Below are 20,363 nucleotides of genomic sequence, written 5' to 3' on the forward strand. Positions count from 1 at the left end.
TCTGCGGACCTCATTTTGTCGTGCTTTCCTGTGCCGTTGGGGAGGTGGTGCGCGGCGCGCCCGCAAGGGTCAGGCCCTGACCGGCCCGCGCGCCTTCCTGCAAGGCGTCAAGCCCGCGCAGCACGACCTCGTCGCCGCTTTTCAGGCCTTGGGTCACCACGATGCGGCTGCCGTAATCGGTGCCGGTGGTGATGGTGGTGCGGTGCAGCACGCGGGGGGTGCCGCTCACCACCCAGACGCTGGGCGGGGTGCCCGCGACAAGAGCCGCCTTGGGGATGCTCAGCATTTCGCCATTGCCGGTATCCAGCCGTGCCGATACCAGCGAGCCGATACGGTAATCCTCGCTGGGCGCGATCAGGGTCAGATGGGCGCGCATCGTATCAAGGCTGGAATTGGTGACCGGCTCGACCAGTCGCAGCTTGGCCTTGATCTGGGGCACATCGGTGGAATGATGGCTGACGGTAAAGCTCTGGTCGCGCTCCAGCGTGCTGGCCAGAACCTGCGGCATGTCGATCACCGCCTCACGGTCATCGCCGCGCGCAAAGGTCACCACCTCGGTGCCTGCCGAAACCAATGTCCCCGGCTCGATCGCGCGCGAGAGCACGATGCCATCGGCAGGGGCCGTCAGCTTGCCATAGCCTGCGGCCTGCGTGCTCTGGCGTTCCTGCGCCTGGGCGCTGTCAAACTGGGCCTTGGCTGCGGCAAGGCTTGCCTCGGCGGTTTCGAAATCCGATTGCGCCAGCACGCCGCGTTTGCGCAAGGTGGCGGCGCGATCATAGCTTGCCTGCGCATAATCAAGCGCGGCCTGCGCCTGCCCGACTGCGGCCCTGGCCTCGCGCAGGTCCTGTTCTAGTGTGATCTGGTCCAGTTCGGCAATGACATCGCCCTGTTTGACACGGTCGCCCGCCTCGACATGGATGCGCGACACCCGCCCGCCCGTGCGAAAGGCCAGCGAGGTCTCGTAGCGCGCGTCGACCATGCCCGAAAAGACACGCTGGCCGGTGGGCACCTCGCCCAGAATTTCGGTGATGACAGGGCGTGGTGTGGCCGTGTCCGGCCCGCTCTGCGTCGGCTCGCTCTGTGTTGAGGCGTCCTGTGCGAAGGCGGGCAGGGCAAGGCAGCAGCCCAGAAGGATAGCGGCATATCTCATTGGCTGTCTCCGCGGGTCTCTGTCACGGTCTGGCCGTCGAACAGGCCATCGGCTCCGGTTGCGACGATCTTCATATCGGCAGTGATCGCGGAAGACGGCACCAGTTCGATCTGAGTCGTGCTATAGGCGGCGATCTCGACGGGGGTCAGGCGGATCTGCATGCTCTGCGGGTCCACCACCCAGACGGCATCGCCCTCGGGGCCGCTCACCAGCGCATCCCACGGCAGGGCAAGGCGCTGCGGTTGCGGCAGCGAGATCTGGCCGGTGATCAGCGTGCCGATCCGTGGCGGCTGGGCGCTGGCATCATCGATGCGGGCCTTGATGGTCACGGTGCCGGTATCGCTGAGTTGTGGCGAGACTTCGGTGATCTTGGCATTCAGCGGAGTGGTCTGGGCGGGGCTTTCAACGGTGATGCTGCGGCCTGCCAAACCGGCCAGTCCGGCGATGTCGGGGGCCTGAAATACCGCCTCGCGGGCCGTTTCATTGGCCAGCATCACCACCTCCTGACCGGCGCTGACGACCTCGTCGATTTCGGCGGCGCGTTCGGTGATCACGGCATTGTCGATGGCGCGTAAAACGGTATCGTCCATGCCCTGCTGTGCGGTTTCAAGCTGGGCCTGGGCCTGATCGAAACCGGCTTTCGCCTGCAGGAAATTCTGCGTGGCCTCGTCCAGCGCGTCCTGTGTGCCGGTGCCACGGGCAAGCAGGCCTTGTGCACGGTCGCGGGCCTGTCGCGTCTGGTCCAGCTGGGCCTGCGCCGAGGTCAGGCTGGCCTTGGCCGCATCCAGAGAGGCCTGCGCCGCTGTCTGGTCAAGCGTGGCGATGATATCGCCTTTTGCGACATGGTCGCCGGTATCCACCGCCATCTGGGTGATCCGCCCGCCCGAGCGGAAGCTGGCGGGATAGGTTTCGGGGGCCTCGATCGTGCCGATAAAACGCACATCATGCTGGGCTGGCACGGTCTGGGGCTGGGTGATTTCAACGGCGACGGGCGGCTGCGCCTGAAGCGGCCGCGCCGGTAGGGTGGTCAGGCATAGCAGTGCTGCGAGCCACAGATATGTTGTTTTGCGCCCTTGCGCGGCCCCGAAACGAGGACGGATCATCGCCGATCCTTTCCAATAGATGGTCCAGCGTCATGATGATGCTGTCTGGTAATGGCTGGCCCTCAATGTGCTGGCCCTCAATGTGCTGGCCCTAATGTGCAGGCCTGTCAATGGCTTGCCCGATGGTCTTTCGATGCTGTGGCAAGTCTGCGCAAATGATGCGCGGACATTAGCCTCTTTCGGAGAAAAGGCAATCTCGGGGGAAAGATTAGATTTTTATCGCGCTTCGGCCAGAGCTTTTGCGCGCTGGATGAAATGTTCGGCCGCAACGGAATGTCCGCTGGCCAGCGGATAGACCAGTATCGCCTGATCGACCGCCCCCGCGCGCAATTCCAGCCGCCGCGCGACGATCTTGTGACCGGCGAGATCGGGCGGGCTGAGCGGGCTTGCGGCGCGCAGCGAAAACCCCTTTTCCTGCGCCACAGCGGTCAGGATCTGGATGTCGTCGGGATATTCTTCCACCAGCCGCGGCTCGACGCCTTCGGCCCGCAGGATATTGGGGAACAGGTCGCGTGCAGGGGGCAGCGACAGGCCGATCATTGCCTCGCCCTCCAGATCCTGCGGTTTGAGACTGTCCTGCGTGGCAAGCGGGTGGGTTTGCGGCAGCAGAACCCAAGGCTGGAAAGGGACCAGCGGGATCTGTGCCAGCGTGTCGGGCAGATTGGCCTCATGGACCAGCGCCACCTCTATGCGTCCTTCGTCCAGCGCGTGCAGGAGGCGCCCCTGATCACCGCGCAGCAATCGGGGCGAGACCTCATGCAACCCGCGCAGAAGTTCGGGCAGAAGCCAGCCCGCGAAAGACGGGATCGCTCCGATCCAGAGCGGCAGTTTGGGCTGCGCCTCCGGCTCGTCAAAAAGCGGATCGCCGGTCAGGGGGCGGATGAATTCGCTATCGCGGCCATAGACCTGCTTGACCGTGTTCAAAGGCAGCCCGAGTTCGCCCAGAAAGGGGCGTTCCTGCGAGACATAGCCAAGTTGCGAGGAAAGCGGCAGGCGGTCCTGTGCCCGTCGCTCTGCCGCGCTGGTTGTGGCATTGCGCGTGGCCAGTAGGGCGGCCTGTATCAGCGCCGGTTGCAGGCTGTCTGTCATCATCCGTGCGGGCAATGCGGCGGCGTTCTGGCTGGCGGCCTGCGCGGTGCTTGTCTGGGCGGCGGTCTGCGCATTCGGCAAAGCCTGCGAGGGCATTTGCGGCGTCACGGGGGGCGGTGCTGGCTGGGTCGCCGTCTGCGAGGTGGCGCTATTGCTGCCACTTGTCGCAGCTGCGGCGCTTCCGGCAAGTTTTGCTGCGGTGGCGGTTGCGGTGGCGGGGTCGGTGGAGGGCTGCGACGGAGACTGTGTGCCGGAGCCCGTCTGCGCGGCCGCCGTGCTTTTGCCGAGTTCCTGCAAAAGGGTGCCGAATTGCGCGCTTTGCTTGCCCGCCTGCACACCGGCCTGTGCCGCCAGCCGCAGCAGTCCGGCCAGCCCGTCCGCCGTGAGGCGCGGGGGGATCATGCAAGCCCCCGTAATGAGCCGCGCCTATGCTGCATTGCACCTTCTCCCGATGGCAGTTCCTTTCACGATAGAAGCGGAGTGGTTTAGATTTTATTGAGGCCCTTTGCCCTCTCCCGTTTTGCCCTGTCCCGTGCGGTCAGGCTGTCTGCGCGCTGATCCCAATGCAAAAGGCCCCGCAGATTTGCGGGGCCTTCCGGTGTATCTGTGCGGCTGGATTACAGCGCGCCTTCACGTTGTTTGATCATCATGAAGGTGTCGTAGTTATATTCGGCCAGCTGCGCCCAGAGATAGGCGTCTTTCTTGAAGGCCGCCTGGCTTTCATAGACTTTCTTGAAGTTCTCGTTCGAGCCGTTCAGCTCGGTATAGACCTCTTTCGCCGCGTTGAAGCAGGCATTGAGAACCTCTGCCGAGAAGGGACGCAGTTGCGCACCCTGACCGATCAGAGATTTCAGTGCCGTCGGGTTTTTCTGGTCGTAGGAGGCCAGAACATCGGCATTCGCTGCCTGACAGGCCACCTTGATCGCGTCTTTGTAGGCCTCGGGCAGGGCGTCATATTTCTCTTTGTTGAAGAAGGAGTGCAGCACGGCGCCACCTTCCCACCAGCCCGGATAGTAGTAATAGGGGGCCACTTTCACGAAGCCGAGCTTCTCGTCATCATAGGGGCCGACCCATTCGGTCGCGTCGATGGTGCCTTTTTCAAGCGCGGCATAGATATCGCCACCCGCGATCTGCTGCGGCACGACGCCGAGCTTTTCCATGACCTTGCCCGCAAAGCCACCTAGACGCATCTTCAGACCATTCAGATCCGCAACCGTCTTGATTTCCTTGCGGAACCAGCCGCCCATCTGGGCACCGGTATTGCCGGTCGGCAGGCCCACGACATTGTAGTTCGCGTAGAACTCGTTCATCAGGTCGATGCCGCCGCCGTAATACATCCACGCGTTCTGCTGGCGCGAGTTGAGGTTGAACGGCACAGCCGTCCCCAGCGCAAAGGTCGGGTCCTTGCCCCAGAAATAGTACGAGCAGGTGTGGCAGGCTTCGACCGTGCCATTGGACACCGCATCAAGCGCCTGCAGACCACCGACGATTTCACCTGCGGCAAAAACCTGAATCTTGAATTTGCCATCCGTGATCTCTTCGACATATTTTGCCATCGTGGCACCGCCACCATAGATCGTGTCGAGCGATTTCGGGAAAGACGAGGTGAGGCGCCAGTTCAGAGTGGGCGCTTCCTGTGCGATCGCGGGGGCTGCAAGTGAGGCACCTGCTGCCGCAACACCACCCAGCGCACCTTTGCGAATAAACGAACGACGATCCATATTACCTCCCAACCGTCAGAAAATCTCTGGGCGACGCTCCTCTTGTCACCCTGTTTGGCTATATTGCCTTACCAATTCCGCTTGTCCAGCATTTCCTTGGCCCGAGCTTGCGCTTTTGATCTCTCTCGCGCAAGAAAAAACCCGAGCCGGTGGCTCGGGTTCGGAACTGCGGTGTTTTCGGGCCTGCGTCGCGCGCTTAGAGCGTGCCCTGACGCTGCTGCACCATCATGAAGGTGTCGTAATTATACTCGGCCACCTGCGTCCAGAGATAATATTCGTTCTCGAAGGCGCGCAGCGAGTCATACATCTTCTTGAAGGTCTCGTTTTCTGCCGAGATTTCGGCATAGACTTCTTTGGAGGTCTCGAAACAGGCCTGCATGATTTCTTGGCTGAACGGACGCAGCTGGGCACCTTCGGCCAGAAGCGTGCGCAGGGCCTTGGAATTCTCGTAATCATAGGTTTCGAGCATATTGGCATTCACGCTCTGGCAAACGGTTTGCAGAAGCGATTTATACTGATCGGGCAGACCCTCATAGGCGGCTTTGTTGAACAGGAAGTGGACCATCGCCCCACCTTCCCACCAGCCGGGATAGTAGTAATAGGGCGCAACTTTCACAAAGCCGAGCTTCTGGTCGTCATAGGGGCCGACAAACTCGGTTGCATCGATGGTGCCTTTTTCCAGCGCCGCATAGATATCGCCGCCCGAGATCTGCTGCGGCACAACGCCAAGACGCTTGAGAATGGCCCCCGCAAAACCGCCCACGCGGAATTTCAGACCTTTGAGATCCTCGACAGTGTTGATTTCCTTACGGAACCAGCCGCCCATCTGGGCACCGGTATTGCCGCCCGGAAAGCCGATAAGCCCCTTATCCGAAAGGAACGCATTGAACATGTCATTGCCGCCGCCATTGCGCATCCAGGCATTCATGCCACGTGCGGACAGGCCGAAGGGCAGGGCCGTGGGGATCGCCCAGACCGGATCCTTGCCCCAGTTATAATAGGTCGGAAAATGCGCGACCTCGACAGTGCCCGCTGCTGCCGCATCGGCCCCTTGCAGGCCGCCTACGATTTCCCCTGCCGAGAAGGACTGGATCTGGAACGCGCCGTCGGTGGCTTCGGCCACACGTTTGCCCAGCTCTTGGCTGTTGCCGTAAAGGGCGGGCAGCGAGTTCGGGAAGGACGAGGAAAGACGCCACGTGATTTGCGGCTTTTCCTGCGCGATGGCAGGGGCAGCAAGGGCGGAGGCGGTCGCGCCAATGGCGGCCGAAGAGAGGAAGGAGCGGCGGTCCATGATGATCGTTCCTGAAGGTTTTATCGGGTCATGCGAATGGCGGCATACCTGTCAGGACAATCGACCCCTGTAAAGGCTTCATGTAAGGGCTCTGGCCGCAATCGACATGTTTTGGCCGCCGCTTGCGGGAAATGGCGCATTTCCTCCGGAGAACCCTGTGCAGGCTTATTTTTTCGAGGCATCCGGAAGGTTGATCTGGGCAACCTGTTCGGCAATCGGATCGACCGAAAGCGGGTGGGTCTCGCTCTCATGTTCCTGCGGATCGCCAATATCCATCCACTGCCCGCCCTTGAAGATCTCGAGCGCCCCGAAATTCGCTTTATAGCCCATCTTGCGCGAACCGGGCACCCAATAGCCAAGATAGACATAGGGAAGGCCTGCCTTGAGCGCGATATCCACATGATCGAGGATCAGATAGGTTCCGAGGCTGTTTTTCTGCAGGCTGGGATCGTAGAAGGAATAGACCATCGACAGCCCGTCATCGAGCACATCGGTCAGGCAGACGGCCATCAGGTCGCGGGTCGAGCCCGGACGGTCGGCGGATTCCCGGTATTCGATCACACGCGACTTGATCGGCGTTTCCTCGATCATGGCGGCAAATTCGAAGATATCCATATCCGCCATGCCGCCATCGGCGTGACGGCTATCGAGATAACGGCGGAACAGGGCGAACTGCTCTTCGGTGGCCCAAGGGCTGGTCGCTGTCCGCTTGAGCCAGTCATTGCGTTTGAGAATACGCTTTTGCGTGCGGGTCGGGGCGAAATCCGCCACGCGGATACGTGCCGACAGACAGGCGGTGCAATCGGCACAGGATGGCCGGTACAGCACGTTTTGCGACCGCCGGAAGCCTTGCCGTGACAGCGCATTATTCAGCTTTTCCGCCCCCTCACCTTGCAGGGCAGTGAATAGCTTACGTTCCGCGCGCCCGTCCAGATAGGGACAGGGCTGCGGGGCGGTCACGTAAAACTGCGGAGCAAGCGGGAGAGAATGTCGCATGAAACTCGCGGCGATTTAGGTTTATGGCGATAAGGTAGCAAGTTCACGCCCATGCGCCAAGTCCTCACGAAAGAGTTGTTCTGGCAAAACGGTAAACTCCCGGCCTTTTGAAGCCGGGAGCGGTTAAAACTGCCTTAATGCTGGGCGGGATGAGGCGCGATTTTACTTCGCATCGCCTTTATGGTCGAGGGTGGTGCCGGTCGAGGCCGCCTCGGGTTCGGCTTCGGGGCTTTCTTCGGCGGCGGTGCGGGCGCGCTCGTCCATATACTGGTCGAACTCGGCTTTGTCGCGGGCGTCGCGAAGACGTTTCAGGAAGGCTTCGAAGTCATTTTGTTCCCGTTCGAGGCGGGCGATGGTTTCGGCTTTGTAATTGTCGAAGGCGGCATTTCCCGAGGGGCGGGACATATGCATGCCGTAACCGCCAAAGCGCTGGGCGCAGAACTGGCGGGCTTCGGCCCGGCGCCGACGGCCTTTGCCGAAACGACCGGTGAACAGGATGAACCCCAGCACCAGAAGGCCCAGCGGGCCGGCAAAGATGAAGGACGCCACCATCAGCGCGATCCAGGAGAGCGGCCCGTTCTCATCCATCCACGCGATAGCGCGGCGGATCGGTCCGGTGCGAGGGGCGGCAGAGGCATCAAGATAGGACATGGGTCATTGGCTCCTGAAAGCGGTTTTGAGGATGTGAATGCTTTTCACATAACCGGAGATAAGGACTCTGCGGGGCGGTTCAAGAGTGTATGTAAATATTTTTTACATAGGGCCGTCCCGCCTATGCCGCTGTCATGATACGCCGCTGTCATAGGGGTGCGGGCGGCTGACCTATTCGGTGAAGCTGCCGGTTCTGGCCCGTGTGGCATGGGCCAGTTGCGCCGGTGTGATGCGGAACAGGTGGCGAGGGGTGCCTGCCGCCGCCCAGACCGTGTCGAACGTCGTCAGGCGCAGGTCCAGAAACGCCTGCACGGGGGTCAGATGGCCGACCGGAGAAACGCCGCCGATGGCAAAGCCCGTGACCTCGCGCACCTTGCTGGCATCGGCGCGGGTCAATGGCTGCCCTGCCAGACCTGCGGCGCGCTGCTGGTCGACCCGATGTCCGCCTGCCGTCAGGAACAACAGGATCTCGCCGGTATCGGCCCCTTCGAAGAGGATGGATTTGGCGATCTGGTCGATCTCGCACCCCACCGCATCGGCGGCGTCCTGTGCGGTGCGCGCATTTTCGGTTTCGATAATCTCGATTTCCAGCCCTGCGGTTTCAAGGGCCGCTTTGACGCGCTTGAGGGATTTGCTCATGGGATATCCTTTCCGTCGTCCCTGTCGTGGCATCACGGCGGCCGGAAGAAAAGGCCTTAGCGCCGTTTGCGTCGTCCGCCGCTGGATCTTGCGTGAAATGTGGGCGGGCGGCTGGCGATCCATGTCAGGAAGGGCTGCATCGCGGGATGGGCGCGCAGGGCGTCGGCTGTGTTCAGGTTGCGGGCCAGTTCGGTCTCGCGGAAGGTCTTGTGGATCTCGTTATGGCAGATCTGGTGCAAAAGGACGGTCGGGCCGTTCTTGCCGCCGCGCAGCTTGGGCACAAGATGGTGCAGGCTCTGGCGCGCCTCGCGGGGGATCGGGCGCAGACAAAGCGGGCAGATCGGGTCGGTTTCGGTCATCGGAGGCGGTTTCGGTTGGATCGGGACGTCACGCAAACATTGTTAACCCAGACCATAATCGGCATTCTTGCGAGGTCAAATTTCGGCTAAGCTGTGATTGACGCCTTGTTCTTGCCAAGCCACTGTTGAGCCATGAGTTTTGCATCCAGATTATCCCGCCTGCCCATTGTCGTAGATCAGGAGCGCGCCGATACGGTCGTTGCGCTCTATTCCGGCCAGCCGCCGGAGGTTCTGGCCCTGATCGAGGGGGTGGCAGGCACGAGCCCTTTCCTTGCCACGCTCCTTGAACGCGAGAAGGGCTGGATCGCCCCGTATCTGTGCGATAATCCCGAAGAGGCGATCACGGCAGAGTTCGCCCGCCTGCCAGAGGTCGCGCCGCCGGATATGGCGGTCGAGTTGCGGCGTGCCAAGCGCCGCGTCGCGCTGGTGATCGCTCTGGCCGATCTGGGGGGCATATGGGGGCTGGAAGAGGTCACGCGGACGCTGTCGGCCTTTGCCGATCTGGCGGTCGATCTGGCGTTGAAATCCTTGCTGAGCGAAGAGATCCGGCGCGGCAAGATCCCCGGGATCGGGGCGGAAACGCTGGCACGGGCCTGCGGCATCGTGGCGCTGGCGATGGGCAAGATGGGGGCGGGGGAGCTGAATTATTCTTCCGATATCGACCTGATCTGCCTCTTCGACCAGACGCAGTTCGATCCCGATGATCTGTTGGAAATCCGTGCGGGGTTTGTGCGGGTGACGCGCAAAATGGCGCAGATGCTGTCGGATATCACCTCGGAAGGCTATGTCTTCCGCACCGACCTGCGGTTGCGCCCGGATGCGGGCGCGACGCCGGTCTGCCTTTCTATGGCGTCGGCAGAGCTGTATTATGCGGCGGAAGGCCGCACATGGGAACGGGCCGCGCATATCAAGGCCCGTCCTTCGGCGGGGGATCTGGAGGCCGGAGCCGCCTATCTGGACCGCCTGAGCCCCTTTGTCTGGCGCAGGCATCTGGACTTCGCGACCATTCAGGACACCCATGACATGCGCACCAAGATCCGCGATCACAAAGGGCTGAACGGGCCCTTGAAGATCGAGGGGCATAATCTCAAGCTGGGGGCGGGCGGTATTCGCGAGATCGAGTTTTTCACCCAGACGCGCCAGTTGATTGCGGGCGGTCGGGACCCCGATCTGCGCGATCCGACCACAGTGGGCGGGCTGGCCGCGCTGGCGCAAAAGGGCTGGATCCCGCGCGAGGTCGCGGCCAAGCTGACCGCGCATTACCGCGCCCATCGCGAGATCGAACACCGGTTGCAGATGGTCAATGACAGCCAGACCCAGACGCTGCCGAACGCGCCCGAGGGGATTGCACGGATTGCCGCGATGATGGGCGAGAGTGACCCTGATCGCTGGATGGCAGAGTTGAAAGACCGGCTGGAAGAGGTCGAGGCCCTGACCAGTGATTTCTTCGCTCCGACGCAGGATGCGGCCCCCCGTCCGGCGTTGTCGGAGCGGGCGGCTGCACTTGTGGCGCGCTGGACGTCCTATCCTTGCCTGCGATCCTCGCGCGCCCGTCTGATTTTTGCGCGGCTGGAGCCGGATATCCTGCGCAAATTGCAAAGGGCCGCCGATTTCGAGGAGGCTTTGCAACAGTTTGACAGGTTCCTGCACGGGCTTCCTGCGGGGGTGCAGCTATTTTCGCTCTTCGAGGCCAACCCGCAGCTTGTCGATCTTCTGGTGGATATCTGCGGCACCTCGCCGATGCTGGCCAATTATCTCTCGCAAAATCCCGGCGTGCTGGATGCCGTGATCGGCGGCAGTTTCTTCGAATCCTGGCCGGGGATCGCGACGCTGGAAACCGAGCTGGACCAGATCCTTGCCCAAGCCAGCGATTACGAGAACGCTCTGGACCAGACGCGCCGCTGGGCGAAGGAATGGCGCTTCCATGTCGGGGTGCATCACCTGCGCGGGCTGATCGATGCCACCGAGGCCGCGAAATATTTCGCGGATATCGCGGGGGTGGCGCTGGAGCGGCTCTGGCCGGTGGTCTGCACGGAATTCGCCGGTAAATACGGGCCGCAACCGGGGCGGGGAGCCTGCGTGATGGCGATGGGGTCCTTTGGCTCCGAGCGGCTGACAGCAGCCTCCGATCTCGATCTCATCGTGATTTACGATGCACAGGGTGTGGAGATGTCGGACGGGCCGAAGCCCTTGGCATCGCGCCAGTATTTTGCCCGTCTGACGCAGGCGCTGATTACGGCGGTGTCCGCGCAGATGCCGCAAGGCCGCCTTTACGAGGTGGATATGCGCCTGCGCCCGTCGGGGCGCTCGGGGCCTGTGGCGACCTCTCTGGATGCGTTCCGCTCCTATCAGATGACCGAAGCATGGGTCTGGGAGCATCTGGCCCTGACGCGTGCACGCCCGATTGCCGGTGACCCGTCGCTGGCGGCAGATCTGGAATACCAGCGCCGCGAGATCCTGCGGGCGCGGGGCGGGGATGCGCGGGTGCTGCCGGATCTGGCCGAGATGCGCGCGCGGATCTTTGCGACGAAACCTGTCGAGACGCCTTGGGAGGCCAAGGTCGGGCCGGGGCGGTTGCAGGATATCGAACTGTTGGCCCAGAGCCTTGCCTTGCGGGCAGGCTCGGCGGCGCGCAGGGTCGAGCAGCAGTTGCGCGCGGGCGGACGGGCGGGGCTGATCCCCCATGCGCAGGAAGAGCGACTGGCCTCGATTTACCGCTTCCTGTGGCGGTTGCAATCGGTCAACCGTCTGCTGAGCGAGAACGGTATGGACATCGCCACCCTCGGCGAGGGCGGGCGCAGTTTCCTTTTGCGCGAAACAGACCAACCGGATGTTAAGACTTTGCAGGCTAGGATTGCGCAGCTAACGGAAGAGGCTGCCGCGATGATCAACCAGATAGTGGATCCCTGATGGGGCGCGCCATGTTGCCCTTACACCGTGCCGATCCGCGCGGCTATGTCCGCACGGCATTTGAAAGCGCGCTGATCGAGCCGGAAACCTGTCGATTTCTGATTCTGGAATGGGCGTTGAAGCTGCCACAGGATGTCCGCCCCGCCGAAGCGGCCCGCGTGCTTCTGGCAGAGTTTCACGCCCAGAGCACGCATCCGATGTATCAGCTTCTGGGAAAGGTTCTGGCCGATCCGGTTCCGGCGGCACAAAACACTCCGCAGGGTCGGGCGGGGCTGCATCAGGACCAGTAGTTTCGGGCCCGAAGGGACTGTGCCGAAATGGGACAGGCCATTTCGGCGCTTGGTTCCGTTTTAGCGCTTGGCTGTGTGGGGATGCGGCGAAGGGCCGCGGTCGCACATGAAAAGGCCGCGCAAGTTATGCGCGACCTTGCAAGGCTATCGGGGGATGTGTCGTGCAGCCGTCAGGCAGTAAGGGCTGCCGCCTCGCGGGCCAGCGTCTCGATAGCGGCCCAGTCGCCCGTTTGCACCAGCTTGTCAGGCGCGACCCACGACCCGCCACAGCAGACCACGTTTTTCAGTGACAGGTAGTCGCGGGCATTGCCCATGTTGATACCACCCGTGGGGCAGAAGCTCATCTGCGGCAAGGGGCCACCGAAGTTCTTCAGCGCGGGCGCGCCGCCATTGGTTTCGGCAGGGAAGAATTTGACCATGTCATAGCCAAGCTCCAGCAGCTTCATCACATCCGAAGGCGTTGCCGTGCCGGGCAGCAGCGGCAGCCCCTCGTCGGCGCAGGCCTTGATCAGATTATCGGTGATGCCGGGGCTGACGCCGAATTTCGCGCCCGCTGCCTTGGCGGCTTTCACATCGGCGGGGGTCAGCAGGGTGCCAGCGCCCACAACGCCGCCTTCGACATCGGCCATCGCGCGGATCGCCTCAAGCGCGCATTCCGAACGCAGGGTGACTTCCAGCGCGGGCAGGCCGCCTTTCACAAGGGCCGTGGCCAGAGGCACCGCATGGGCGACCTCTTTGACCACGATCACCGGAACGATGGGGGCCAGTTCGCAAATCTTGCGGGAGGCGGCGGATTGTTCTGCGGGGGTCATGTGAGACTCCTTTCGTGATGATCAGACGACAACGGCGGCGCCGCTGGTCGAGGGGCCGACCTGATTGCGGAAAGCCTCGAAAAGTTCGCGGCCCAGACCGACGTGATTGGCCGAAAGATCTTCGACGACCGGCTCACGCGCGTCCAGATCGGCCGAGAGGCAGGTCAATTCGCCCTTGGGCGCATCCAGCCGGACGATATCGCCATCGCGCAGTTTCGACAAAGGCCCGCCATTGGCCGCCTCGGGCGAGACGTGGATCGCCGCGGGAACCTTGCCAGAGGCACCCGACATCCGGCCATCGGTCACCAGCGCCACTTTCAGCCCGCGCTGTTGCAGCACCGACAGAACCGGCGTCAGCGAGTGCAGTTCCGGCATGCCATTGGCCTTGGGGCCTTGGAAGCGCACCACAACGATGGTGTCTTCGGTAAACTCGCCTTTGTTGAAGGCTTCTTTCACCTCGGCCTGATCCTTGAAGACACGCGCCTTGGCCTCGACTACGCGATGTTCCTCGGCCACCGCCGAGATCTTGATCACGCCACGGCCCAGATTGCCGTTGAGCTGCTTCAGACCGCCCGTCTTGGCAAAGCCCGAAGAGGCGGGGCGCAGGATCTTGTCGTTCAGCGTCTCTGCCGCACCATCTTCCCAAGTCAGCTGACCGTCGATCAGCTTGGGCTCTTGCGCGTAACGCGCCATGCCGTCGCCCGCCACGGTTTTCGCATCGCCATTCAGCAGGCCCTCTTTCAGAAGCTCGCGGATCATGAATTGCAGCCCGCCCGCCGCGTGGAAGTGGTTCACATCGGCCAGACCATTGGGATAGACCTTGGCCATCAGCGGCACCACATCCGAGATATCGTCAAAATCTTCCAGATCCAGCGCGATACCGGCAGCTTTCGCCATTGCCGGCAGGTGCAACACAAGGTTGGTCGAGCCACCCGTCGCCATCAGGCCGACAAGCCCGTTCACGAAGGCACGCTCGTCAAGGATCTCGCCTGCGGGGCGGTAGTCATTGCCCAAAGCAGTGATCTCGGCGGCACGTTTGGCGCCTGCAACCGTCAGCGCCTCGCGCAGGGGCGTATTGGGGTTGACGAAGCTTGCGCCCGGCAGGTGCAGCCCCATGAACTCCATCAGCATCTGGTTGGTATTGGCGGTGCCATAGAAAGTACAGGTGCCCGGACCATGGTAAGAGGCCATCTCGGCCTTCATCAACTCCTCACGGCCCACTTCGCCGGTGGCATAGAGGTTACGGATGCGCGATTTCTCGTCATTGGGCAGACCCGAGGTCATCGGACCCGCAGGCAGGAAGACCGCCGGAATATGGCCGAAGGTTGCAGCGGCCATGATGAGGCCCGGCACGATCTTGTCGCAGACCCCCAGATAGATCGCGGCGTCAAAGGTGTTATGCGACAGCGCGACAGCAGAGGCCAGCGCGATCACATCGCGGGAAAACAGCGACAGCTCCATCCCCGGCTGGCCTTGGGTCACCCCGTCACACATGGCGGGCACACCACCGGCCACCTGTGCGGTCGCACCGGCTTCGGCGGCGGCCTTCTTGATCAGCTGCGGGAAGGTCTCATAGGGCTGATGCGCCGAGAGCATATCGTTATAGGCGGTGACGATCCCGATATTGGGTGCACGCCCCCCCACAAGCGCGTCTTTCGCATCACCCATCGCGGCGTAGGCATGGGCCTGATTGCCGCAGGTTAGATGGGCACGGGCGACACCTTTCGAGGCCGCCTCGTTGATACGGGCCAGATAGTCGTCGCGCATCGCCTTGGACCGCGTGCGAATCCTGTCGGTCACACGGGCAATCGTGGAATTGAGGGGGGTGGCTGTATCAGTCATGATGGGCTTTCCTGATCGTTTGACACGGGCCGCGGCTCTTGCGGGTAGGGACTCGGCATATGTGGTTGCGGCGACTTTACTCGGTTAGCGCTAACGGTGCAACCAATCGAACAATGTTTGATATTTGGCCCCTTGAGAGGGCTTGGCAAGACGCTCGGGGCGTTCTTGGCTTTGCAACGCTGCGGTATTGGGGATAGGAGAGGCCAAATGCCGTCCAAGGAGTCGTCCCCATGTCCACCGATCTGCCCGTCGTCCGTCTGCGTCCCAAGGGGGAGGCCCGCGCCATCCGTCACGGTTTTCCTTGGGTCTATGTGGACGAGCTGGTTCTGGACCGTCGCACCAAGGCGATTGCTCCGGGAACGATGGCGGTGCTGGAAGATGATGCGCGCCGCCCGCTGGCGCTGGTGACGGTGAACCCCAATTCCAAGATCATCTGCCGCGTGATGGACCGCAACGCCGAAGCGGTGATTGACCGTGCCTGGCTGGTGGAAAAGATCGCTCGGGCCGCGCAGATGCGTGACCGTCTGTTTGGCGCGCCTTTCTACCGTTTGATCCACGCCGAGGCAGACGGGCTTCCGGGGGTGATTATCGACCGTTTCGGGGATGTGGCGGTGATCCAGCCCAATGCCGCTTGGGCCGAGGCGATGATCGAGGATCTGTCGGGCGCTCTGGTCAAGGTGACGGGCGTGAAAACGGTCATCAAGAACGGCTCGGGGCGTGCGCGAACGCTGGAGGGGCTGTCTGAAGAGATGGTCACCCTACTGGGGGGCGTTGATGCGCCTGTTCCGGTGCAGATGAATGGCGCGACCTATATGGCCGATGTCATGGGCGGGCAGAAGACGGGGCTGTTCTATGACCAGCGTCCGAACCATGCCTTTGCGGCGGCGCTGTCGAAAGAGGCGCGCGTTCTTGATGTGTTCTCGCATGTGGGTGGCTTTGCCCTGGCGGCTTTGGCGGGGGGTGCGCGTTCGGCCCTGTCGGTGGACGGGTCGGCCTCGGCGCTGGATCTGGCCGAGCAGGGGGCCAAGGCGATGGGCATGGCAGAGAAGTTCTCGACCCGTAAGGGAGATGCCTTTGTCACGCTGGAGGCTTTGGCTGCGGAAGGGGCGGAATATGACGTGGTCATCTGTGATCCGCCCGCCTTCGCGCCCGCAAAACCCGCGCTTCAGGCCGGTCTGCGCGCCTATGAGCGTGTGGCACGTCTGGCCGCCCCTCTGGTGGCCAAGGGCGGCTATCTGGTACTCTGCTCGTGCTCGCATGCGGCGGATCTGTCGAACTTCCGTGCGGCCTCAACGCGGGGCATCGGGAAGGCGGGGCGGTCGAGTCAGCTTTTGCATACCGGTTTCGCGGGGGCTGATCACCCGATGCTGCCGCAGCTGGCCGAAAGCGGCTACCTCAAGTCTCTCTTCTTCCGGCTTGACTGATGAAACTGGTTCTGGATGCCTGCGTTCTCTATCCCACGGTCCTGCGTGAGATCCTGATCGGTGTCGCGGCCAAGGGGCTTTACCAGCCCCTTTGGTCCGAGCGCCTGCTGGAGGAATGGGCGCGCGCCGCAGCCCGTCGTGGAGAGGCCGATGAGGTTATCGCCCGGGGTGAGGTTGCCATGTTGAAGGCCCGCTTCCCGCAGGCGATGATTGCCCGTCACGAGGGGTTGGAGAACCGCCTGCATCTACCGGATGAAAACGACATCCATGTTCTGGCCACGGCCATTGCCGGAAACGCCGATGCGATTGTGACGATGAATGCAGCGGATTTCCCGCGTGGGGTGCTGCAATCCGAAGGGCTGGATCGTCGCAGCCCTGATGACGTGCTTTGGGCTTTGTGGTCGGATCATCCTGACACCGTGGCCGAGGTGGTCGAGACCGTCCGTCAGGAGGCCGAGCGCCTGTCGGGCAAGCCCCAACCCGTGCGTGCGCTTCTCAAACGTATCCGCCTATCGCGCCTTGGCCGTGCGCTTGAGGCGGCCTCCTGATCGGCGCCGCTTGCGCAAACAGGTTGACGGGGCAAATTTCGTAAGGTAGCTCATAAACGCCGGAGCGATCAATCTTGGTCGGACGTCTTCGGTCGTAAGCGTCTAACGTCAAGCAACGCACCTTCTTTCCGCTCGGTCGGGGAGGGTGTGTGCATGGCTTGCGCCGCTCTCCCGCCGATGTGACCAGACACCGGAGTGAGAACATGTCTGACAGACTTTCCGAAACCATTGCCGATCCGCCCCCGGGTCCGCCTGCCCACAACGGAGCATCCGAGGCCAAGCCCGTGGTCAGCGAGGCGCAGGGCCTGCGGCTGCTGCTGGCGTTGAGCGTGATCCTGTTTTTCGCCTATATCTGTGTGGCGATGGCGCTGCCTGTGGTCTCTGTGCATGTGGTAAAAGGGCTCGGGCTGAGCAATGGCTGGGGCGGGCTTGCCGCCGGTATGGCCTTTGTCTCGACCATCTTCAGCCGCGCTTGGGCGGGTGGGGTATCGGACAGGCTCGGCCCTAAACCGGCAATGGCGCGCGGGCTGTGGTTCTATCTGATGGGCGCGGTGATCTGCATTCTCGCCGGTGTCTTGGGCGCGCAACCTTGGCTGGCGCTGGCTGTTCTGTTGTTGGGGCGGGCGATTGTCGGTGTCGGTGAAAGCTATGTGTCGGTCAGTATGGTGACATGGGGCATCGGTCTGGCCGGACAGCACCGCGCCGGTCGGGTCATGGCGTTCATGGGGGCTGCGATGTATGGCGCGCTGGGGGCGGGGGCACCGCTGGGGCTGCTGCTTTACCATATCGGCGGGTTCAGTGCGGTCATGTCCTTCAGCGCCCTCTTGCCGCTGATCGGCCTTCTGGCGATTATCAAGATGCCCGGTGTGGCACCGCATGCTGCCACGATGCGGCGGTCCTTCCTCAGCATGATCGGCACGATCTGGAAACATGGCTTTGTCATTCTGGCACAGGGGATCGGCTTTGCCGCGATCGGGGCGTTCTTCTCGCTTTATTTCCTTGCGCAGGGCTGGCAGGGCGCTGGGCTTGGTCTGACCGCTTTCGGGGCGGGCTTCGTGCTGGTGCGGGTGCTGTTTGGCCATCTGCCCGACCGTATTGGCGGGCTGCCGGTGGCGATGGTCTCTCTCGGGGTCGAGGTTATCGGGCAGTTGCTGATCTGGGGCGGGGATATGTCCGGCCTTGCCTTGCTGGGGGCATTCATGACGGGGCTGGGATGTTCGATGATCTACCCGTCCATGGGGCGCGAGGTGGTGGCACTTGTCTCGCCACAGCAGCGCGGCATGGCCTTGGGCGGGTTCGCGGCCTTTCAGGACCTTGCCTATGGTCTGACGGGGCCTGTCGCAGGGATGCTGGCAGACCGTGCGGGCTACGGGCCGATCTTCCTGATTGGGGCGATTGCGGCGGCGTCGGGGCTGGGCATGGTGCTGTGGCTCCGGCGCGGGGCGCGGATTGCCGTGCACGGCACCTGACCGTCATCTCCATGCGCCCTGTGGCGAAGGACCACTGGCGATCCGGAGGGGGCGCTACAGGGGCCATGAGAGCCGCGTTGAAGATGCGCGGCATCAGGTCTTGGGGCGTCTCGGTTTTGCCCGATCGAATGGGATCATGTCGATGATCCATTCGATCGGGCAAAGACGCGGCCATAGGGCGGGTTTGTTGTCGCTATAGGGGCGGCATCTCTTCGCCGGAATGTGCGACGCATGCTTCTGCAATATGCGGCATGTCATGAGACATGACGATACGGCGGTGTCGAGGCTTCTCGGTGGCGGCTACGTCGCCGTGTAGCATCCGCCCCCGACCGGTCCGACCTATGAAAACAGCCGCCGGTGCTCCGGCGGCCGTGTCATGTCTGCGAAAGGCGGGCCGATGGGGGCTTGGCACCCTGTCGCGCGTCTAGTCTTGTGCGTCGCGGATCATCTGCGCCAGCCGCAGGGTCGAACCGTCCTTGCCTGCTCCGTCAGCCTCGCCGGTCAGAACCGGTTGCAATGCCAGCGCGAGTTCCTTGCCCAGCTCGACCCCCCATTGGTCGAAGCTGTTGATGCCAAGGATCACGCCCTCGACAAAAACGCGATGTTCGTAAAGTGCCACGATGCCGCCGAAGACCTCGGGGGTCAGCATCGGGTAGATCAGCGTGGTCGAAGGGCGCGAGCCGGGGAAGACGCGATGTGCGGCCTGACGTTCCAGTTCTTCGCCCTCGAAGCCCTTGGCTTCCATCAGCTTGCGGGCCTCATCCATCGAACGGCCCCGCATCAGCGCCTCGGATTGCGCGAGGCAATTCGCCGCCAGCAGGATATGCTGATGCGCCAGATCGGGTTCATGGCCCTTTTCGGCGATCATGAATTCACAGGGAACGATCCGCGTGCCTTGGTGGATCAGCTGGTAGAAGGCGTGCTGGCCATTGGTGCCCGGCTCGCCCCAGACCACAGGGCCGGAATGATAGGGCAGCACCTCGCCATCCATCGATACACGCTTGCCGTTGCTTTCCATCTCAAGCTGCTGGAGATAGGCGGGCAGGCGCGAGAGGCGCTGGTCATAGGGCAGCACGGCACGGGTTGCGAAATCGCAGAACTGGTTGTGCCACATGCCGACAAGCGCCAGCAGGACAGGCAGGTTCTCCTCGAAACCGGCCTCGCAGAAATGCTGGTCCATCGCGGCCGCACCGGCGAGGAAATCGCGGAAATGTTTCGGCCCGATGGCGATCATCAGCGACAGCCCGATCGGCCCCCACATCGAATAGCGCCCGCCGACCCAGTCGGCAAAGCCGAAGACGCGTTCGGGAGAAATGCCGAAGGCCGCCGTCTTTTCCGCCGAGGTCGAAAGCGCGACGAACTGTTCGGCAGGGTCTTCGATGTCTTTCGCCATCCATGCCTTCGCGGTTTCCGCATTGGTCATGGTCTCGATGGTGGTGAAGGTTTTCGATGCGACGATCACCAGCGTGGTTTCGGGGTCGAGATCCTTCAGCGTATCGTGGATATGCGCGCCATCGACATTGGACACGAAATGGCAGCGCGGCCCGTCATGATAGGGGGCCAGCGCCAGACAGGCCATCGCCGGACCCAGATCCGAGCCGCCAATGCCGATATTGACGACATCGGTGATGCGGCCCCCATGACCGTGAAATTTGCCCGAACGCACATCATCGGCAAAACGGACCATGCGGTCATAGGTCTCGCGGACCTCGCCCATGATGTTCTCGCCATCGACCTCGACATCGTTTTCCAGCCGTCGCAATGCGGTGTGCAGCACGGCGCGGCCTTCGGTGTCGTTGATTTTCTCGCCCGAGAACATGGCGTTGCGTTTTTCGGCCAGACCCGACTGCTCGGCCAGCTGGACCAGAAGATGGCGGGTAGAGGTGTCGATATTGGTCTTCGAATAGTCGAACAGGAAGGGGCCAAAGGATGCGCTAAACTTCTCGGCACGGCTGTCGTTGAACAGGTCGAGAATGCGGCGCTCACGCACGTCGGATGCGTGGCTGCGTAGCGTTTGCCAGATGCTCATGGAAATTCCTTATGTGTGACCCTGTGTCGGTGTATCTGAG

General features: G+C 62.5%; 17 protein-coding genes. 5 read left to right on the top strand and 12 right to left on the bottom strand.

Annotation, left to right across the window (positions count from 1 at the left end; all coding sequences use genetic code 11):
• Positions 1-10 precede the first annotated feature (10 nt).
• The 9 genes from WDB88_RS07490 to WDB88_RS07530 all read right to left on the bottom strand — a co-directional run bounded on the left by WDB88_RS07490 (position 11) and on the right by WDB88_RS07530 (position 8,999).
• Positions 11-1,150, bottom strand: coding sequence for an efflux RND transporter periplasmic adaptor subunit (locus tag WDB88_RS07490; protein ID WP_339107054.1), 1,140 nt, complete (start codon positions 1,148-1,150; stop codon positions 11-13).
• A complete protein-coding gene (locus WDB88_RS07495; protein WP_339107055.1) occupies positions 1,147-2,253 on the bottom strand; it encodes an efflux RND transporter periplasmic adaptor subunit in 1,107 nt (368 codons plus the stop codon). The genes WDB88_RS07490 and WDB88_RS07495 overlap by 4 nt, the downstream gene beginning before the upstream one ends.
• A gap of 216 nt (positions 2,254-2,469) precedes the next feature.
• A complete protein-coding gene (locus WDB88_RS07500) occupies positions 2,470-3,744 on the bottom strand; it encodes a LysR substrate-binding domain-containing protein (RefSeq protein WP_339107056.1) in 1,275 nt (424 codons plus the stop codon).
• Between the two features lie 215 nt (positions 3,745-3,959).
• Positions 3,960-5,063, bottom strand: coding sequence for a TRAP transporter substrate-binding protein (locus tag WDB88_RS07505; RefSeq protein WP_339107057.1), 1,104 nt, complete (start codon positions 5,061-5,063; stop codon positions 3,960-3,962).
• A 196-nt stretch (positions 5,064-5,259) separates the two neighbouring features.
• Positions 5,260-6,354 (bottom strand): TRAP transporter substrate-binding protein, encoded by a 1,095-nt coding sequence (locus tag WDB88_RS07510; RefSeq protein WP_339107058.1) that lies wholly within the window; start codon positions 6,352-6,354, stop codon positions 5,260-5,262.
• A gap of 165 nt (positions 6,355-6,519) precedes the next feature.
• Positions 6,520-7,350 carry an arginyltransferase gene (locus WDB88_RS07515; protein ID WP_339107059.1) on the bottom strand — a complete coding sequence of 277 codons (831 nt, stop codon included), beginning with the start codon at positions 7,348-7,350 and terminating at the stop codon, positions 6,520-6,522.
• Between the two features lie 162 nt (positions 7,351-7,512).
• Positions 7,513-8,001: a DUF2852 domain-containing protein gene (locus tag WDB88_RS07520; protein WP_339107060.1), complete on the bottom strand. Its 489-nt coding sequence runs from the start codon at positions 7,999-8,001 to the stop codon at positions 7,513-7,515.
• A gap of 171 nt (positions 8,002-8,172) precedes the next feature.
• Positions 8,173-8,640: a YbaK/EbsC family protein gene (locus WDB88_RS07525; protein WP_339107061.1), complete on the bottom strand. Its 468-nt coding sequence runs from the start codon at positions 8,638-8,640 to the stop codon at positions 8,173-8,175.
• Between the two features lie 56 nt (positions 8,641-8,696).
• Positions 8,697-8,999 (bottom strand): HNH endonuclease, encoded by a 303-nt coding sequence (locus WDB88_RS07530; protein WP_339107062.1) that lies wholly within the window; start codon positions 8,997-8,999, stop codon positions 8,697-8,699.
• Positions 9,000-9,131: 132 nt separating this feature from the next.
• Between WDB88_RS07530 and WDB88_RS07535 the strand changes: the two genes are divergently transcribed.
• Both WDB88_RS07535 and WDB88_RS07540 read left to right on the top strand, forming a co-directional pair.
• Positions 9,132-11,909 carry a glutamine-synthetase adenylyltransferase gene (locus WDB88_RS07535; RefSeq protein WP_339107063.1) on the top strand — a complete coding sequence of 926 codons (2,778 nt, stop codon included), beginning with the start codon at positions 9,132-9,134 and terminating at the stop codon, positions 11,907-11,909.
• A gap of 11 nt (positions 11,910-11,920) precedes the next feature.
• On the top strand, positions 11,921-12,199 hold the full coding sequence (locus WDB88_RS07540) for a hypothetical protein (RefSeq protein ID WP_339107064.1): 279 nt from the start codon (positions 11,921-11,923) through the stop codon (positions 12,197-12,199).
• A 170-nt stretch (positions 12,200-12,369) separates the two neighbouring features.
• On the opposite strand, the gene eda is transcribed toward WDB88_RS07540, so the two are convergent.
• Together eda and edd are read right to left on the bottom strand one after the other, a co-directional pair.
• The gene (gene eda, locus WDB88_RS07545) at positions 12,370-13,011 is read right to left on the bottom strand and encodes a bifunctional 4-hydroxy-2-oxoglutarate aldolase/2-dehydro-3-deoxy-phosphogluconate aldolase (protein WP_339107065.1); all 642 of its coding nucleotides are present in this window, start codon (positions 13,009-13,011) and stop codon (positions 12,370-12,372) included.
• A gap of 21 nt (positions 13,012-13,032) precedes the next feature.
• Positions 13,033-14,853, bottom strand: a complete 1,821-nt coding sequence (gene edd, locus WDB88_RS07550) for a phosphogluconate dehydratase (RefSeq protein ID WP_339107066.1) — start codon at positions 14,851-14,853, stop codon at positions 13,033-13,035.
• A gap of 230 nt (positions 14,854-15,083) precedes the next feature.
• On the opposite strand from edd, the gene WDB88_RS07555 reads away from it, so the two are divergent.
• From WDB88_RS07555 to WDB88_RS07565, 3 genes are all read left to right on the top strand, one after another.
• Complete coding sequence (locus WDB88_RS07555) at positions 15,084-16,277, top strand: class I SAM-dependent methyltransferase (RefSeq protein WP_339107067.1); 1,194 nt, start codon at positions 15,084-15,086, stop codon at positions 16,275-16,277.
• Positions 16,277-16,825 carry a PIN domain-containing protein gene (locus tag WDB88_RS07560; protein ID WP_339107068.1) on the top strand — a complete coding sequence of 183 codons (549 nt, stop codon included), beginning with the start codon at positions 16,277-16,279 and terminating at the stop codon, positions 16,823-16,825. Before WDB88_RS07555 ends, WDB88_RS07560 begins: the two co-directional genes overlap by 1 nt.
• Before the next feature lie 203 nt (positions 16,826-17,028).
• A complete protein-coding gene (locus WDB88_RS07565) occupies positions 17,029-18,294 on the top strand; it encodes an arabinose transporter (RefSeq protein ID WP_339107069.1) in 1,266 nt (421 codons plus the stop codon).
• A gap of 424 nt (positions 18,295-18,718) precedes the next feature.
• Here WDB88_RS07565 and pgi read toward each other — a convergent pair whose 3' ends face one another.
• A complete protein-coding gene (gene pgi / locus WDB88_RS07570; protein WP_339107070.1) occupies positions 18,719-20,323 on the bottom strand; it encodes a glucose-6-phosphate isomerase in 1,605 nt (534 codons plus the stop codon).
• Positions 20,324-20,363: the final 40 nt, after the last annotated feature.

The organism is Thioclava sp. GXIMD4216 (assembly GCF_037949285.1).
GTDB lineage: Bacteria > Pseudomonadota > Alphaproteobacteria > Rhodobacterales > Rhodobacteraceae > Thioclava > Thioclava litoralis.